General features: G+C 65.8%; 18 protein-coding genes. 13 read left to right on the plus strand and 5 right to left on the minus strand.

Annotated features, from left to right (window positions below; genetic code table 11):
* Position 1: 1 nt before the first annotated feature.
* Both EXZ48_RS00190 and EXZ48_RS34725 read right to left on the minus strand, forming a co-directional pair.
* The gene (locus EXZ48_RS00190) at positions 2–463 is read right to left on the minus strand and encodes a hemerythrin domain-containing protein (RefSeq protein WP_130513946.1); all 462 of its coding nucleotides are present in this window, start codon (positions 461–463) and stop codon (positions 2–4) included.
* 9 nt (positions 464–472) lie between these two features.
* The gene (locus tag EXZ48_RS34725) at positions 473–628 is read right to left on the minus strand and encodes a hypothetical protein (RefSeq protein ID WP_023514989.1); all 156 of its coding nucleotides are present in this window, start codon (positions 626–628) and stop codon (positions 473–475) included.
* A gap of 109 nt (positions 629–737) precedes the next feature.
* Here EXZ48_RS34725 and EXZ48_RS00195 point away from each other — a divergent pair, with 109 nt between their 5' ends.
* The 6 genes from EXZ48_RS00195 (at position 738) to EXZ48_RS00220 (ending at position 6,339) form a co-directional block, all read left to right on the plus strand.
* Entirely contained in the window at positions 738–1,289 is a 552-nt protein-coding gene (locus EXZ48_RS00195; RefSeq protein WP_130514213.1) for a cytochrome c oxidase subunit 3, read from the plus strand.
* Between the two features lie 7 nt (positions 1,290–1,296).
* Entirely contained in the window at positions 1,297–1,572 is a 276-nt protein-coding gene (locus EXZ48_RS00200; protein WP_130513947.1) for a cytochrome C oxidase subunit IV family protein, read from the plus strand.
* 155 nt (positions 1,573–1,727) lie between these two features.
* Positions 1,728–2,180, plus strand: a complete 453-nt coding sequence (locus tag EXZ48_RS00205; protein WP_023514992.1) for a c-type cytochrome — start codon at positions 1,728–1,730, stop codon at positions 2,178–2,180.
* Positions 2,181–2,206: 26 nt separating this feature from the next.
* Positions 2,207–3,553 carry a nitric-oxide reductase large subunit gene (locus EXZ48_RS00210; RefSeq protein WP_050743634.1) on the plus strand — a complete coding sequence of 449 codons (1,347 nt, stop codon included), beginning with the start codon at positions 2,207–2,209 and terminating at the stop codon, positions 3,551–3,553.
* 65 nt (positions 3,554–3,618) lie between these two features.
* Positions 3,619–4,431: a CbbQ/NirQ/NorQ/GpvN family protein gene (locus EXZ48_RS00215; protein ID WP_130513948.1), complete on the plus strand. Its 813-nt coding sequence runs from the start codon at positions 3,619–3,621 to the stop codon at positions 4,429–4,431.
* 9 nt (positions 4,432–4,440) lie between these two features.
* A complete protein-coding gene (locus tag EXZ48_RS00220) occupies positions 4,441–6,339 on the plus strand; it encodes a nitric oxide reductase activation protein NorD (protein WP_130513949.1) in 1,899 nt (632 codons plus the stop codon).
* Between the two features lie 59 nt (positions 6,340–6,398).
* Here the strand turns inward: EXZ48_RS00220 and hemN are convergent, their stop codons facing one another.
* The gene (gene hemN, locus EXZ48_RS00225; RefSeq protein WP_130513950.1) at positions 6,399–7,751 is read right to left on the minus strand and encodes an oxygen-independent coproporphyrinogen III oxidase; all 1,353 of its coding nucleotides are present in this window, start codon (positions 7,749–7,751) and stop codon (positions 6,399–6,401) included.
* A 228-nt stretch (positions 7,752–7,979) separates the two neighbouring features.
* Here hemN and EXZ48_RS00230 point away from each other — a divergent pair, with 228 nt between their 5' ends.
* The 4 genes from EXZ48_RS00230 to EXZ48_RS00245 are packed head-to-tail and all read left to right on the plus strand — an operon-like array spanning position 7,980 to position 10,488.
* Positions 7,980–8,261, plus strand: coding sequence for a DUF2249 domain-containing protein (locus tag EXZ48_RS00230; RefSeq protein ID WP_023512029.1), 282 nt, complete (start codon positions 7,980–7,982; stop codon positions 8,259–8,261).
* Between the two features lie 33 nt (positions 8,262–8,294).
* A complete protein-coding gene (locus EXZ48_RS00235; RefSeq protein ID WP_130513951.1) occupies positions 8,295–9,647 on the plus strand; it encodes a hypothetical protein in 1,353 nt (450 codons plus the stop codon).
* A gap of 3 nt (positions 9,648–9,650) precedes the next feature.
* Positions 9,651–10,184 carry a DUF2249 domain-containing protein gene (locus EXZ48_RS00240; protein WP_130513952.1) on the plus strand — a complete coding sequence of 178 codons (534 nt, stop codon included), beginning with the start codon at positions 9,651–9,653 and terminating at the stop codon, positions 10,182–10,184.
* Between the two features lie 4 nt (positions 10,185–10,188).
* Positions 10,189–10,488 (plus strand): metal-sulfur cluster assembly factor, encoded by a 300-nt coding sequence (locus EXZ48_RS00245; protein ID WP_130513953.1) that lies wholly within the window; start codon positions 10,189–10,191, stop codon positions 10,486–10,488.
* A 42-nt stretch (positions 10,489–10,530) separates the two neighbouring features.
* Here the strand turns inward: EXZ48_RS00245 and EXZ48_RS00250 are convergent, their stop codons facing one another.
* Positions 10,531–11,745: an NnrS family protein gene (locus tag EXZ48_RS00250; RefSeq protein WP_130513954.1), complete on the minus strand. Its 1,215-nt coding sequence runs from the start codon at positions 11,743–11,745 to the stop codon at positions 10,531–10,533.
* A gap of 214 nt (positions 11,746–11,959) precedes the next feature.
* On the opposite strand from EXZ48_RS00250, the gene nirK reads away from it, so the two are divergent.
* From nirK to EXZ48_RS00265, 3 genes are all read left to right on the plus strand, one after another.
* Positions 11,960–13,102, plus strand: coding sequence for a copper-containing nitrite reductase (nirK, locus tag EXZ48_RS00255; protein WP_023512034.1), 1,143 nt, complete (start codon positions 11,960–11,962; stop codon positions 13,100–13,102).
* A gap of 132 nt (positions 13,103–13,234) precedes the next feature.
* Positions 13,235–14,149 carry an SUMF1/EgtB/PvdO family nonheme iron enzyme gene (locus EXZ48_RS00260; protein ID WP_130513955.1) on the plus strand — a complete coding sequence of 305 codons (915 nt, stop codon included), beginning with the start codon at positions 13,235–13,237 and terminating at the stop codon, positions 14,147–14,149.
* 75 nt (positions 14,150–14,224) lie between these two features.
* Positions 14,225–14,920, plus strand: a complete 696-nt coding sequence (locus tag EXZ48_RS00265) for a Crp/Fnr family transcriptional regulator (protein WP_050743810.1) — start codon at positions 14,225–14,227, stop codon at positions 14,918–14,920.
* Between the two features lie 44 nt (positions 14,921–14,964).
* Here the strand turns inward: EXZ48_RS00265 and EXZ48_RS00270 are convergent, their stop codons facing one another.
* On the minus strand, positions 14,965–15,975 hold the full coding sequence (locus tag EXZ48_RS00270; RefSeq protein ID WP_130513956.1) for an amino acid ABC transporter substrate-binding protein: 1,011 nt from the start codon (positions 15,973–15,975) through the stop codon (positions 14,965–14,967).
* Positions 15,976–16,026: the final 51 nt, after the last annotated feature.

Consider the following 16,026-nt stretch of genomic DNA (forward strand, 5'->3'; position numbering starts at 1 on the left):
GTCAGGCGAAGACGTCGCGTGCTTCCGCCTTGGCGGCGAGGAGCGTTTCGAGGATCATCTGTTCGGAGAAGACATGTCTGCGCAGGCTTTCCTGGAAGCCGCCTATCATGCGCGACACGGTCTCGGGCGACAGTCCGCAACGACCGTTGGCCACGGCCTTCAGCGTCAGCGCGAGTTCCTCGGCTGCAAGCCGGTCGCAGCGGTGTTCCGCCTTCAGGCGCTCAATCGCCAAGGCGGCGAAACAGGACCCGGCATGGCGATCGAAATCCGGAAAGAGCAGGCGCTCTTCCAGCTCGTGCACGGCCTTGAGCGCGGGTGGAATGGCCTCGGCGAGCGCCTGAAGTTCACTGGCGGTGCCCGGCTCGCTTGCTGCCTCTTCAAGGCGCAGGCAGAGACCGAGCAGGGCCTGATGAAGCTTTTCCAGCCGGCCGATGTCGGCGGCGTTGAGCGTCGGTTCGTCCATCGCCGCCTCCTACTGGCCGAAGAAGAGCACGGCTGCGATGACCACCGAGGCGCTGACGGCAGAGAGCGTTCCCGCGCCCTGCAGCACGCCCATGCGGTAGAGCATCAGGGCGAAGCCGGCGATAACCGGAGCGGCGATGAGGAGACCGAACTGTGCATCCGTCATGGGAAGGTCCTTTCTGTTGCCGCCATCATGCGGCGCCCGGCATCGCCGCTCTTTGCGCCGGCGCAAAGAAGCCCGCGGCTTCATGAGCTAGGGCTGGCTCATGGCGACAATGGACGATATGCGCACGGCGATTGCGAACACGGAGAGCGGGGAGGGCGATTGCCTTCTTCTCTGGATCCTGGTGTGGAGCGAACTTGCGGCCTTCGGCGCGCTGCTCGTCGCCTTCATGGTGCTGACGCTGGTGGATGTCGGAAATGCGTCGCTCCTGCGGGCGCATCTCCATCCCGGCCTTGCCGCGCTCAACACGGTTCTCCTCGTCCTCAGCGGCTGGCAGGCGGCGCTGGCAGTGCGCCGCGGCGCGGACCTTTCGGGCGTTCGCCGTTCTCTCGTCCTTGCAGGCCTCCTTGGCCTCGTCTTCGCGGCGGTGAAGCTCACCGAATATGGAATCGAGGCCCGCTCCGGCATCGGCGCGGCCGGCACGCTGGCCGAACTCTATTTTCTCGTCACCGGCTTTCATCTGCTGCACGTCGTCTTCGGCGCGGTCGTCCTCTTCCTCGTCGCCTGGCGCCCGTCGCGCGGCAATGTCGTGATGATCGCGACGTTGTGGCATGCGATCGACCTCGTCTGGCTCGTGATGTTCCCGATCGTCTATCTCACCTGAGACCGCCATGACCCGACAGGCCCGCGAACAGTTCATCGCCACCGTTGCCATGCTGTTGACACTCGCTGTCGGTGGCGCCCTTGTGGGCGGGCACAGCGGCGGGCTTCTCGTGCCGATTGCCGCTGTGCTGGTCATGGCCTATGCCAAGGGCCGTTTCGTCATCCTCGATTTCATGGAATTGCGCACCAGCCGCAGCGCCCTGCGGCCGGCCCTCCTCGCCTGGCCGGCGCTGCTGTTGTCGCTGGCGCTCGCCCGTTCCATCTTCGTCGCGTTTATCGGCTGACGAACCGCCTGGCTCTTTGCCAATGCGCAAAGAAGGCTTTTTTCCTCCCGCTAGAACGAAGACGTCCCGCAGTGTCGGCGAGGGGATCGCCGGCAGAAAGTCGGCGGGGGTTTTCGCCGGGGCCATGGGGTTTCCGGCAAGGAAAGGACCATGGGATGGCAGAGCGCCTTACCAAGACCGGGGCCCGCAACGTCTTCTATGGCGGGTCCATCTTCTTCTTCGCGATCTTCGTGGGGCTGACGGCCCACTCGCACTATTTCATACGAACGACCTCCACCGACGAGACGACGCTGACCGACAGCGTGGCGCGCGGCAAGCATGTCTGGGAGAAGAACGCCTGTATCAACTGCCACACGCTGCTGGGTGAAGGCGCCTATTTCGCGCCCGAACTCGGCAATGTGTGGAAGCGCTACGGCGGTGTCGACGACCCTGAAGGTGCGCGTGAAGCGCTGAAAGCCTGGATGGCCGCGCAGCCGAGCGGCGCGGAAGGCCGGCGGCAGATGCCGCAGTTCAACCTCACCGAACAGGAACTCAACGATCTGGCCGACTTCCTCGAATGGACGAGCCGCATCTTGACCCAGAACTGGCCGCCGAACGACGCCGGTTGAGCGACACGCGTTTCAGGAGAAAAAAGATGAAATATCAAACGCAAAAGGTCGCGATGCTGTACTTCTACGGCGCGCTTGGCCTCTTCCTCGCCCAGGTTCTCTTCGGCGTCGTGGCCGGCACGATCTACGTGCTGCCGAACGTGCTGTCTGAGCTTCTGCCCTTCAACATCGTGCGCATGATCCACACCAATGCGCTTGTCGTCTGGTTGCTCATGGGCTTCATGGGTGCGACCTACTACATGATCCCGGAGGAGACCGAGACGGAGCTTTACAGCCCCAAACTCGCCGTCCTCCAGTTCTGGATGTTCTTCGTGGCGGCAGGGCTGACGGTCGTCGGCTACATGTTCCGCATCCATGAGGGCCGCGAATTCCTCGAGCAGACCTTCATCGCCAAGGTCGGTATCGTCGTCGTCGTGCTGATGTTCCTCTTCAACATCACCATGACGGCGCTGAAGGGTCGCAAGACCACGGTCATCAACATCCTGCTGTTCGGCCTGTGGGGCCTTGCCCTCTTCTTCCTCTTCGCTTTCTACAACCCGATCAACCTCGCGCTCGACAAGATGTACTGGTGGTACGTCATCCACCTGTGGGTCGAGGGTGTCTGGGAGCTGATCATGGCCTCCGTGCTCGCCTTCCTGATGATCAAGCTCAACGGCATCGACCGCGAGGTCGTGGAAAAGTGGCTCTATGTCATCGTCGGCCTCGCCCTCTTCTCGGGCATCCTCGGTACGGGTCACCACTACTACTGGATCGGCGCGCCAGGCTACTGGCAGTGGATCGGTTCGCTGTTCTCGACGCTGGAAGTGGCGCCCTTCTTCACCATGGTCATCTTCACCTTCGTGATGACCTGGAAGGCCGGCCGCAACCATCCGAACAAGGCGGCGCTGCTGTGGTCGATCGGCTGCTCGGTCATGGCCTTCTTCGGCGCGGGTGTCTGGGGCTTCCTGCACACGCTGTCGTCGGTGAACTACTACACCCACGGCACGCAGGTCACCGCCGCACACGGGCACCTCGCCTTCTTCGGTGCCTATGTCATGCTGAACCTTGCCATGATGGCCTATGCGATCCCGGAAATCCGCGGCCGGGCGCCGTTCAACCAGTGGCTCTCGATCGCCAGCTTCTGGATCATGTGCACGGCCATGTCGGTGATGACCTTCGCGCTCACCTTCGCCGGCGTCGTGCAGGTCCACCTGCAGCGCGTGCTCGGCGAGGGCTTCATGGACGTCCAGGACCAGCTTGCGCTGTTCTACTGGGTCCGCCTCGGCTCGGGCGTCGTTGTGCTCGTCTCGGCGCTGATGTTCATCTGGGCGGTGCTCGTGCCCGGCCGGGAGCGTAGCGACAGCCTCACCCGCATGGTCCAACCGGCCGAGTGAGTGCTGGCCGGTCCCGTCATCCCACGGGGCCGGCACCTTTTCCCGACAGTTTCTTGGAGATCAGAATGAACGTCCTGCTCAAGGATACGCCCCGTCCCGTTTCGGAGATCCCGGCCTACAGCCCCTCCGGCAATGAATGCGCCCTGTTCGAGACGGCCTGGACGCGTCAGCTTCCGCTGCTCCTGAAGGGGCCGACCGGCTGCGGCAAGACCCGCTTCGTCAGCCATATGGCGGCAAGGCTCGGCCTGCCGCTCTCCACCGTCTCCTGCCATGACGACCTTTCGGCCGCCGACCTCACTGGCCGCTACCTCCTGAAGGGCGGCGATACGGTCTGGGTGGACGGGCCCCTGACCCGGGCGGTGCGCCAGGGCGGCGTGTGCTATCTCGACGAGATCGTCGAGGCGCGCAAGGACGTTGCCGTCGTGCTGCACCCGCTTACCGACGACCGGCGCATCCTGCCGCTGGAGCGCACCGGCGAGGTACTGGAGGCGCCGTCCGGCTTCATGCTCGTCGTCTCCTACAATCCCGGCTACCAGAATCTCCTGAAGGCGCTGAAGCCCTCCACGCGCCAGCGCTTCGTCGCCATCGAGTTCGACTTCCTACCGAAGCCCCAGGAAATCGCCGTCGTCGCCACGGAAAGCGGGCTGGACGAAGCGCAGGTCGCGCCGCTCGTCGAACTGGCGCATCGGCTGCGGGCTCTCAAGGGTCACGACCTGGAAGAGGGCGTTTCCACCCGTCTCCTCGTCTACTGCGCCTGCCTCATCGACAGCGGCATGACCATGCGCGAGGCGGTGCGAGCGGCGATGATCGAGCCGCTGACCGACGAGCCGGATGTCCGCGTCGCCCTTCTTGAAATCGCCGATGCGATGATCCGCTGAGGAACCGCCATGCTGGATTTCCTGGAGCTTGAGGAAACGGTCGGCCGGGCCTGGCACCGGCTCGTCGGCAAGACCGGCACCTGGCCGCGCTATCCGGAGCATGCCGTGCGGCTGGAGGATGTCCGGCCGGTGCTCGCCGTCTGCTTCCGCGGTTTCGGCGGCGAAGGGGCGGTGCAGATCGCGCCCGCCCGGGGGCGCACCTCGGCGCATCGCCTCCGGTTGCGCCAGCGCATGGGGCTCGGCGAGGAAAAGCTGGTGCAGCCTGGCCGCGACCATGCGGCCTTGATGCTGCCCGGCGCGATCGACCTCTTCGCCGATCGCGGCCTCAACCGGGACCTCTATGTCTGGCTCGCTGCGGCGATGGCGGTGATGCCGCTGGATCCGGTCACGGAGAGTGATCCGCTCCAGCGCGACCTTGCTGTTCTCCAGCGGGCGGAGACGACGGTGAAGGCGGTGCTCTTGGCCTTTCCGGGTCTTGCGCGGCGTTACCGGCGGCTTTCGGCCGCCGTGCTGGACGCGCGTCGCAGCCGGCCGCTGCCCTCCATCGAGCGGCATGTGGAGAGCCGTATCCTCAGCCTTCTGAGGAAGGGCGCCGGTCTTGCGGACGATACGCTGCCGGTCATCTTCCCGCACCGCGCACCGGCCGGCTACCTGCCGATGCTGCCGGTTCCGCTGTGGCCGGATGCGCTTCTGCGCGAAGAGGGCGAGGGGCGTGGCGAGGAGGATCAGCCCGCGACGGGCGGCACGCCCGAGACGCCGGAGACCGGTCGCCATGTCGCGCTGCGCGAAAAGGCCGAGAACCGCAAGAACGAGCGCAGCCCCTTCATCCTCAACCGCTTCGAGAAGATCCTCGCCATGGCGGAGATGGTCAATGTCGACCGTCCCGGCGAGGACAGCGACGACCACGATTCGAGTGCCGCCGACGAGCTGGACGACATGACGCTCGGCGAGCGCAAGGGCCGGCCTTCCGCCCGCTTCCATTTCGATCTCGACCTGCCGCCGGAAGCGCTCGACCGTACGCGCCTGACTGGCGAACACACCTATCCCGAATGGGATTTCCGTACGGGCACCTATCTGCCGGATCATTGCCGTGTGGTTGCCTCTCCGGCGCCGGATATGGCCGCCGTGCCCGAGGCCGATGCGGACACGAAGAGCCTGATCCGCCGCGTGCGCCGGCAGTTCGAGGTGCTGCGGCCGCGCCATGAAATGCTGCGCGCGCAGCTCGACGGGGTGGAACTCGACCTTGACGCCGTGGTGCGCGCCCGGTGCGACCTTGCCGCCGGCGGACAGGGCAGCGACCGCATCCACCTGATGAGCCGGCCGCAGGCGCATGATCTTGCCGTCACCATCCTCGTCGATGTCTCGCTTTCGACGGACGCCTGGTTCGACAACCGCCGGGTGCTCGACGTGGAGAAGGAGGCGCTGCTGGTTCTGGCACACGGTCTTGCGGCCTGTGGCGACAGCCATTCGATCCTCACCTTCACCTCGCGCCGCCGCTCCTGGGTGCGGGTCGAGACGGTCAAGGATTTCGGCGAGACGATGAACCACGCCGTGGAGGCGCGCATCGCGGCGCTGAAGCCGGGCTTCTATACCCGGATCGGCCCGGCGGTCCGCCATGCGGCGGCAAAGCTGCGCGAGCAGCCGAACCGCCGAAAGCTCCTCCTGCTGCTCACCGACGGCAAGCCGAACGACGTCGATCACTATGAGGGCCGCTTCGCGCTGGAGGACAGCCGCCGGGCGGTGAACGAGGCGCGACGCACCGGCGTCAGCGTGTTCGGGGTGACGGTCGACCGGGAGGCACAGGCCTATGTGCCGGCGATCTTCGGCCGCAACGGCTATGCCATCGTCAGCAATATCGCCCGGCTGCCTGCGGCGCTGCCGGCGATTTATCGCGGTCTTGTCGGATAGAGGCGCAAGATCGGCGAGGAAGGGCCCGGCATGCCGCACCATGCCGGGCCCTTTTTGTCTCAAGCTGCTTTGCTGTGCGTGCGGGCCGACTGGTCGATATAGGCGTCGAAGGCGGCGGCGACCGCACGGATGATGAAGCGATGGTCCTGTCGCACGGTGACGGTGCCGCCGCGGATATCGATCGCGCCATCCTCCTTCAGCGCCGCCAGCCGGGCATTGCCGTCGAGAAGCGGGGCTGCGTCGAAACCGTGCCGCGCGGCGATGCCCGTCACGTCGACGCGGAAATCGCACATCAGGCGCTCGATGATCTCGGCGCGCAGCCGGTCCTCCGCCGTCAGCCGGTAGCCCTTGGCGGTGGCGAGGCGGCCGGAGGCGATGCGCTGGGCATAGAGGCCGGGCGGCACCTCGTTCTGCACATAACCGTCCGCCGTGCGGCCGATCGACGAGGCGCCGAAGCCGATGAGGGTGGTGCAGGCATCCGTCGTATAGCCCTGGAAATTGCGGCGTAGCCGGCCGCGCTTGGCGGCAAGGGTGAGGCTGTCGTCCGGCAGGGCATAGTGGTCGAGGCCGATGCGGACATAACCGGCGCCGGCAAGCGTTTCGGCGATCGCCTCGGCCTGCTCGCTGCGCATGGCGGCGTCGGGCAGCGCCCGTTCGTCGATCAGCCGCTGGTGTTTCTTGAAGGAGGGGATATGCGCATAGCCGAAGACGGCGAAACGCTCCGGCCGCATGCGGATCGCCGCTTGGGCCGTCTCGATGCAGGAAGCCACCGTCTGGTGCGGCAGGCCGTAGATGAGGTCGAAATTGATGCCGGTGATGCCGGCCTTGCGCAGTCTTGTTGCGGCTTCGGCCGTCTGCGCCTCGCTCTGGATGCGGTTGATCGCCTTCTGCACGACGGGGTCGAAGCTCTGCACGCCGAGGCTCGCGCGGGTGACGCCCGCCTCGCCGAGCGCCGTCGCCATCTCGGCGGTGAGGGTGCGCGGGTCGATCTCGACGGCGATTTCCGCGCCGGCGGCGAAGGCGAAGCGGGCGCGCAGAAGGCCGATCAGGTCGCGGAATTCCTCCGGCTGCATGATGGTGGGCGTGCCGCCGCCGAAGTGGACGTGGCGGATGTTCGGCCGACCACCGACCGTCCTGGAGACGAGGTCGATCTCCTTGCGGAGCATGTCGATGTAGTCGAGAATCGGTTCGTCGCGCTGGGTGATTGTCGTGTGACAGCCGCAGTACCAGCACATGGAGCGGCAGAACGGGATGTGCAGGTAGAGCGAGGCATCGGTGCCGGGCTTGATGGCGGCAAGCCAGTCGCTGTGGGTGCCGGCACCGACCGTAGGCGAAAAGCCCGGAGCCGTCGGATAGCTCGTATAGCGTGGTAGCCGCGCTTCGCCGTATTTTTCGATCAGGGCCTGTTGCATGGCGCTTTCCTTTGTCCGGAATGGATGGTGGCAGGAGCCTAGGGGCCGGACGGGAGTGCTTCTTTGCGAAAAGCCAAGCAGCAGGGCATCGCGGTCGCGTATTTCCGGAATTGTTTGCGCAACGTCAAAGTGGTGGGCCGGCCGCGGGGTTAGCGTCGGCTGGTTCCGGTCGGTCGAGCCGTGCCTTCCGGAACGGGATTCGGAACGGCCGGGACGGAACAGAAAACCATGTCAGACGACGACCAGGCCAAGCCCTCCATCGATGTCCGCACCATTGCCCCGCGCGAGCGTCATCCGCGGATCTTTGGCATGCTCGGCGCGCTGCTTCCGGGCAAATCGATGTTGATCACCAGCGATCATGACCCGCGGCCGCTGCACTACCAGTTGGAGACGAATTTTCCGGGGCAGTTCGGTTGGGACTATCTCGAACAGGGCCCGGAGGTCTGGCGCGTCGAGATCGACCGGATCGAGGACCGTGGCTGCGATTGCTGCTGCGGCTCGGACCACTAGGCGGCAGACGGTGTACGGCGAAAGGGAAACCACATGCAGGGTGCAACGCTCTCCCGCTGGACCATGTCCTATTTCGCCCTGGCCTGCCTGATGCTCGTTGCGGGACAGGGCCTGATGCTGGCCGGCTACGGTTATCCGGGCGCTGCCGTCAGTGCGCTGGAAACCCTGGTGCTCGTGCATGTCCTCGCCATCGGCTGGCTGAGCCTCCTGATGGCGGGCGCGCTCCTGCAATTCGTGCCGGTGCTGATCGCCCGTCCGCTGGTCGGCGGGCGGTTTGCGGCGCCCGCTCTGCTGCTGATTGTCGCCGGGCTCTGCGCGCTGGTCGGCGGTTTCGTGGCGCTGTCCGGCGCCATCGACCTGCCGCTTGCCCTTCTGCCGTTGGGGGGCGGATTGCTGCTGGCCGGTTTCGTCCTTCTCGCCGCTATCCTGGCCGCCACGCTTCTTGCGGCGCGGCCCTTGCCGCTACCTGCGCGCTTCGTCGCCGTCGGGCTGGCGGCGCTCATTGGGGCGGCGCTTGCCGGCTTCGCCTTCACGTTGGCTCTTTCCGGCACCAGTGACAATCTCTTGCTTGTCCGGCTCGTCGCCGATGGCGTGGATCTGCATGCGGCGCTTGGCCTTGGCGGCTGGCTGAGCGTTACCGCGGTCGGCGTCAGCTACCGACTGCTTGCCATGTTCCTTTTGGCGCCAGAGACGGAGCGGCCGACGAGCCGCATCGTCTGGTGGGCGGCAAGCCTTGCCATCGGGCTTGTCGCGGCCGGCATTCCCGTCGTCCTTGTTGCCGCCCCCGGCGCGACGGTGCTCTTTGCCGTCGCCCTCCTCCTGACGCTTGCCGCGGTGCTGCTCTATGGCGGCGATGTCGTGCATCTCTACCGGACGCGCAAGCGCAGGCAGGCGGAGCTGAACATCCGGGCGACATTCGCGGCCTTTGGTGCACTTGTGCTGTCCGTCGCCCTCATCAACCTGCCGGCCGTCCGGGCGGGCGGGGGGCTTGCAGCGGCCGTCTACCTCTTCGTCTTCGGCTGGCTGACGGGGCTGGGGCTTGCCCAGCTCTACAAGATCGTCGCCTTCCTGACATGGTTGGAGGCCTATGGGCCGGTGCTGGGCCGTGCCCCGGTGCCGCGCGTGCAGGATCTTGTCGATGAACGGCGCGGGCGTGTCCTGTTCTGGTTCTACTACGGCGCGGTTGCAGCGGCCACGCTCGCACTTTTCGCGGAGGCTTCCGGTGCTTTCCGATGGGCGGTCCTCGTGCAACTGGCAGCGACGCTGGGGCTGATCGGAGAATTCATTCGCGCGCGCCGGCTTTGTGTCGTGCCGCAGGCGCTGCGAGCGCCGGCCGGCATGGTGCGCCCCCATCTCTTCCTGCCTTTACCTGTTTCAAGGAGATAACCGATGTCCGACGTTTCAAACGCCACTGCCCCCAAGACCCTCGATGTGCGGCCGATCCTGGAAAGCGGCGGCGAGCCGTTCCAGGCGATCATGGAGGCGGTGCAGTCGCTCGGCCCCGGGCAGGGGCTCCGGCTCTTCGCCACCTTCCGCCCGCAACCGCTGTTCCGCGTCATGGCAAGCCGCGGTTTCGACCACGAGGCCCATGAGATCGAGGGCGGCGATTGGGAGGTCCTCTTCACTCCGCAGCAGGTGACGGCGCCCGTCGAAACCTCCGGCGATGCGGACCGTCCGGAAGCCTGGCCCGATCCCTCCCTCCATCTCGACCTCAGCGACCTAGACCCGCCCGAGCCCATGGTCCGTATCCTTGCAGCGGCCGAGACGCTGGAGCCGGGGGAGGTTCTCTTCGCGCTCCTGTCCCGCGAGCCGCTGTTCCTGTTCCCCGAACTGACGAAGCGTGGCCACCAGTGGGCCGGCAATTTCGACGAGACGGGTTCGGCCTACCGCATTCTCGTGCGGACCGGCCGGGCGAGGGGGTGATCCGATGGACGAGGACGAGAAGGCCGCATTGACCGAGGCCATCCGCAATGCCCTGCGCATGATCATTGACCCGGAGATCGGCCGCAACATCGTCGATCTCGGCCTGATCTACGAGATTTCGGTGGAAGAAGGTGGCATTGTGCGCATCGCCATGACGACGACGACACGCGGTTGCCCGGCGAGCGATTACCTCAAGGATGCAGTGGGCAATTGCGTGTGGTACGTGCCGGGCGTCGAATATGCCGAGGTGCGGCTGACCTATGAGCCGCCCTGGACGCCGGAGATGATGACGGTGGAACTCTAGGTAGGGAAAACGGCCCGGAAATGCTTCCGGGCCGCTTCGCGTTCAGAGCGGTGTGCGGCGCTTGCAGGCAAGGATCGGCGCATATTCCAGGCAGAAGAGCCCGAAGGCTGCGATCCAGAGAAGTCCTGAAGCGGCGTAGACGAGGTCGCTCGCTTCCGGGAAAACCTCGCCGAGCGGGCGGATGAGCGCGCAGAGGATAAGCGCGCCATAGGCTGCGACGGTGAGGCGCGAGGCCTGCAGCGGCCGGCCGGTATGGCCGAGGCTCGCCCGCGTCATGACGGCAAGCATCATGCAGGCGATGGCGCCGACCGAGAGGAGATGCAGGACGGAGCGCTCCTCCAGGAAACCGAGTGCGCTGAGGGCGATGGAGGCGAAGCCGATCGGCACGAAGGCATAGGCAATGTGCAGGACGACGAGCAGCTTTTCCGGCCGCGTCGTCCAGCCCCGCCAACGGTGAAGACGGATGCAATGCAGCACGGCTGCACCCAGGCCGAGGCCGGCGGTGCCGGGGTGTTCGGGCACGAGCGTCCAGGCGGCAAGCGCGCCGACGCCGACAAGGATCGCGACCATGTCGAAGCGGTTGTAGGGCACGGGAAAATCCGTGCGGCCGGACTTGTTGAGCCAGTTGCGGGTGAAGCTCGGCAGGATGCGGCCGCCGACGATCATCACCAGCACGACATAGGCGGCAACGGCCAGGCGGATCGCCATGCGGTCATGTTCTCCGTCGATCGCCGCCACATGGAAGATGCCGTTGGCGATCGACAAGGCGAGGAGGCCGCCGAGCACCTTCAGGTCCTTCCACTTGCGCCCCGCCACGACCTCGCGCGTGCAGATGGCAAGCAGCACCGGCAGGAAGAGTGCGTCGATAATAGCGGCCGTGGTCACGCCGACCGCATCCGGCACGAGCAGCACGGCGCGTCCGGCGCACCAGAGCGCAAAGAGCGCGAAGAGCGGCCAGCCGGAGACGGGCAGGCGGCCCGTCCAGTTCGGCACCGCGGTCAGCAGGAAACCGGCGAGCACGGCGGAGGCAAAGCCGAACAGCATTTCATGCGCGTGCCAGTTGGGCGCGCCATAGTCGCCGCCGATTTCGACATGCCCGGTGATCGCCGCGATCCACAAGGACATCGCCGCGATGGCCCAGAGGCCGGCGCCGAGGAAGAATGGCCGGAAGCCGTAGGAGAACAGCACCGGGCCGGTGCGGGAAAGGCCGCGGGGAACGGCGCGGCTGACGCGCGCTGCGGGTTGGCTTGCGCTCATTTTGGGTCTGCTCCTTTGCATTTGTCAGCTCTTTCTAGGGCAGCCGGGCAGAGGCTTCTTTGCGAGATGGCAAAGAGCAAATCAGCACCTGCCAAAATGCCGCAGCGGCCGGAAAGGCCTGTTTGTCCCATCTCAAAGAGGTTGGCGCGAATGCTCCTAGAACAGAGAGGACCGGGCGATACACCGCTCCGTCCTTTCAAAAAGGAGAGACACAATGACCGAGCAGCTTCAGATGACACGCCGCACCATTCTGGGCGGAGCCGCCTTTGCCGGCGTCCTGACGCCGATCATTGCGGCGTCGATGGCGCGAGCGGAAGGCGGCGCCATCGAGACAAATGCAGCCGCGACGGCGGCCGACATCGCCAAGCTGGAACGCGTGAAGGTCGAGCTGGTCAAGCCGCCCTTCGTTCACGCCCACACCCAGAAGGCCGAAGGCGGACCGAAAGTCTACGAATTCACCATGACGATCGAGGAAAAGAAGATGATCCTCGACGACAAGGGCACCGAGGTCCATGCGATGACCTTCGACGGCTCGGTCCCGGGCCCACTGATGGTGGTGCACCAGAACGACTATGTCGAACTGACGCTGATCAACCCCGAAACCAACGAGTTGCAGCACAATATCGACTTCCACTCGGCGACGGGTGCGCTTGGCGGCGGCGCGCTGACCGTGGTCAACCCGGGTGAACGCACGGTGCTGCGCTTCAAGGCCACCAAGGCCGGCGTCTTCGTCTACCATTGCGCACCTCCCGGAATGGTGCCCTGGCACGTCACCTCGGGCATGAACGGCGCCATCATGGTGCTGCCGCGCGAAGGCCTGACGGACGGGCACGGCAAGGAGCTGACCTATGACCGCGTCTACTATGTCGGCGAGCAGGACTTCTACGTGCCGAAGGATGCGGCAGGGAACTACAAGAAGTATCCGAGCGTCGGGGAATCGTATGCCGATACGCTCGAAGTCATGCGCACGCTGACCCCGAGCCACATCGTCTTCAACGGTGCCGTCGGCGCGCTGACGGGTGACAGTGCCCTGCAGGCCAAGGTGGGCGAGAAGGTGCTCATCGTGCATTCGCAGGCCAACCGCGATACCCGGCCGCACCTCATCGGCGGGCATGGCGACTATGTCTGGGCGACCGGCAAGTTCCGCAACGTGCCTGATGTCGATCAGGAGACCTGGTTCATTCCGGGCGGCACGGCGGGTGCGGCCTTCTACACCTTCGAGCAGCCCGGCATCTACGCCTATGTCAACCACAACCTGATCGAGGCCTTCGAGCTGGGCGCCGCTGCACACTTCACGGTCACCGGCGAGTGGAACGACGATTTGATGACCTCGGTCATGCCGCCAAGCGGCGCCTGACACCCCTGCTGCCGGCAGGCCTGCCCCTGGAGGTGGGCCTGCCGATGCGGGCCGCCACCGGCGACCCGAACCAAATGTGGCGCCCGTCCCGGACGTCGAAGGATCGTCCGGGCGATGCGCAAGGAGGCCGTCATGGCTGCATTGATTTCGAAGCCCGCCATTTCCTGGACATCGCTCGCCCTTCCCGCGCTGCTCCTCGCCGCGCTAGTCGGCGGGATCGCGGTGAAGGCCGATCTCATCGGCGCAGCGCCCGCCGGTCCCGTGCTGGACGAGCCAATCACCGTGGAAATCGCGCCGCGCCGCTTCGAATACCGTGAGAGCGGGGAATTCTTCCGCAACGGCTTTGCCGTCGACGGGCCGGTCAAGACCGTTACCGTTCGAAGCCCGCTCACCATCATGAAATACCAGGTCACCGCGGCCGACTACCGGCGCTGTGTTGCGGATGGCGTTTGCGCGCGGGCCGAGCCCGGCTTCGTGCCGGCCGAAGCGGCCGAGACGCCGGTGACGGGTGTCAGCTATGACGATGCGATGGCCTATGCCGGCTGGCTGGGCGCCCGCACCGGCGAGATCTGGACCCTGCCGAGCGACGAGGAGCTCGCCTTCGCCGCCGGCACGCGCTTTCCCGACGACGCGCTCGGTGTCGACATCAACAGCACCAATCCGGCCGAGCGCTGGCTTGCGGACTATCGCCGCGAAGCGGCGCGCAAGGCCTCGCGCGATCCCGTTCCCCAGCCGCTCGGACGCTTCGGTGAAAACGAATTCGGCCTTGCCGATTTCGCCGGCAACGTCTGGGAATGGACCGCGACCTGCCACCGCCGCGTCAATCTCGACAAGGCTGGCAAGGTGCTGAACGACGTGTCGTCGTGCGGCATCTACATTGCCAGCGGCAAGCACCGGGCGGCGATGAGCTCGTTCGTGCGCAACCCGAAGGGCGGCGGCTGTGCCGTCGGCGTGCCGCCGGACAATGTCGGCTTCCGCCTCGTCAAGGACACGCGCTGGTATGCGCCCCTGCTCGTGGCCTTGAAGGAAAAGGGGGTTTCTTTCTGACGGGGATGTTCAAACTTTCAGGTGACGGGATGGCGTGATAGAAGCCGGTAGCTTTCACGCGAGAGGGATTTGGCTGTGAAGATCGACCGGACCGTCGTCCGATCGCTCGCCCTGTTCGACAGGATGAGCGACGAGGACCTCGACAGGCTGCTGACCCATGCGACGGCGCGTCGCGTGGCGCAGGGCGATGCCGTTTTCGAGCAGGGCCAGCAGGCGGCGAGCTTCTTTCTTCTGCTGCATGGCCGGCTGAAAGTGACGCAGGTGACGGAAGACGGCCAGCAGATCATCGTTCGGGTCGTGCATCCGGGCGATCTCTTCGGCTTCGCCAAGGCGCTGCAGCGCACGGACTATCCGGGCACCGCGCGGGCGGCGACGGAAAGCGTCATCCTCGGCTGGCCGACGGATCTCTGGCCGCATTTCGTCGAGCAGAATCCTCGCCTTGCCGTCACGGCCATGCAGACGATCGGCCAGCGGCTGGAGGAGGCTCATACCCGCATCCGGGAGATGTCGACGCAGGAGGTCGAGCGCCGGGTGGCGCATGCCGTGCTTCGCCTGTCCCAGCAGGCTGGGCGGAAGGAGGAGGCCGGCATCCGTATCGATTTCCCCATTTCGCGGCAGGATATTGCGGAGATGACCGGCACGACGCTGCACACGGTCTCGCGCATTCTCAGCGCCTGGGAGGCGCGCGGCCTCGTCGAGGGCGGGCGGCAGAAGCTTTTGATCCGCGACATGGCGGGGCTCTCGGCGCTTGCCGACGGCGCGCGCGAATAGAATGCGGAACGCCGCAGGAGCGATCCTGCGGCGTTCCCTGATTTTTAGCGGGCGGGCGGGGCGTACATCAGGCCGCCGTCGCTCCACAGCCGGTTGAGGCCGCGGTCGATTTTCAGCGGGCTGTCCTTGCCGAGGTGGCGCTCGAAGATCTCGCCGTAGTTACCGACAGCGGAGACGGCCTGATAGGCCCATTTCGGATCGAGGCCCATCGCCTTGCCGGCCTCGTTCTCGATGCCGAGAAAGCGCTTCTGCGCGATGGTGCCGCTTTCGACGAGTGTCGCCGCGTTGTCCTTGCCGATGCCCATCTCTTCTGCTTCGATCAGCGCGTACAGCGTCCAGCGCACGATCTTGAACCACTGGTCGTCGCCCTGGCGCACGGCCGGGCCGAGCGGCTCCTTGGAGATGACTTCCGGCAGCACCTCGAAGCGTTGGGGGTCGTTGAGCGTCAGGCGCTGGGCGTAGAGCGCGGAGGCGTCGGTCGAATAGACGTCGCAGCGGCCGGTGTTGAAAGCCTGCACCGTCTGGTCCGGTTTTTCGAAGGCGATGACCTGGTATTCGATCTTGTTGGCGCTGAAGTAGTCGGCCATGTTCTGCTCGGTCGTCGTGCCGGTTTCCGTGCAGACGGACGCGCCGGAGATGTCCTTGACGCTCTTCACGCCGATCTCCTTGCTGACCATGAAGGCCTGGCCGTCATAGTAGTTGACGCCGACGAAGCTCATGCCGAGATCGGTGTCGCGCGACAGAGTCCAGGTCGTCTGGCGCGAGAGCAGGTCCACTTCACCGGATTGCAGCGCCGTGAAACGGTCCTTCGTGGAGAGCGGCACATAAGCCACCTTGTCCGGATTGCCGAGCGTGGCGGCGGCGACGGCGCGGCAGAAGTCGACGTCAAAGCCGCCCCAGACGCCGTTCTTGTCCGGCACGGAAAAGCCGAGCACGCCCTGGCTGACGCCGCAGCGCACCTCGCCGCGTTGTTTGATGATATCGAGTGTGCCCGCATGGGCGGGCGTGCCGGCGGCGAGCGTGGCGGCTGCCATGGCCAAAGTTGCGATCTTCATTGGTTCTCCTCCTTGTTGATTTTGGGCATGCGTCATCCTGGCCGGGAAGGC

The organism is Shinella sp. JR1-6, assembly GCF_004284735.1.
In the GTDB taxonomy this organism is placed as follows: Bacteria; Pseudomonadota; Alphaproteobacteria; order Rhizobiales; family Rhizobiaceae; genus Shinella.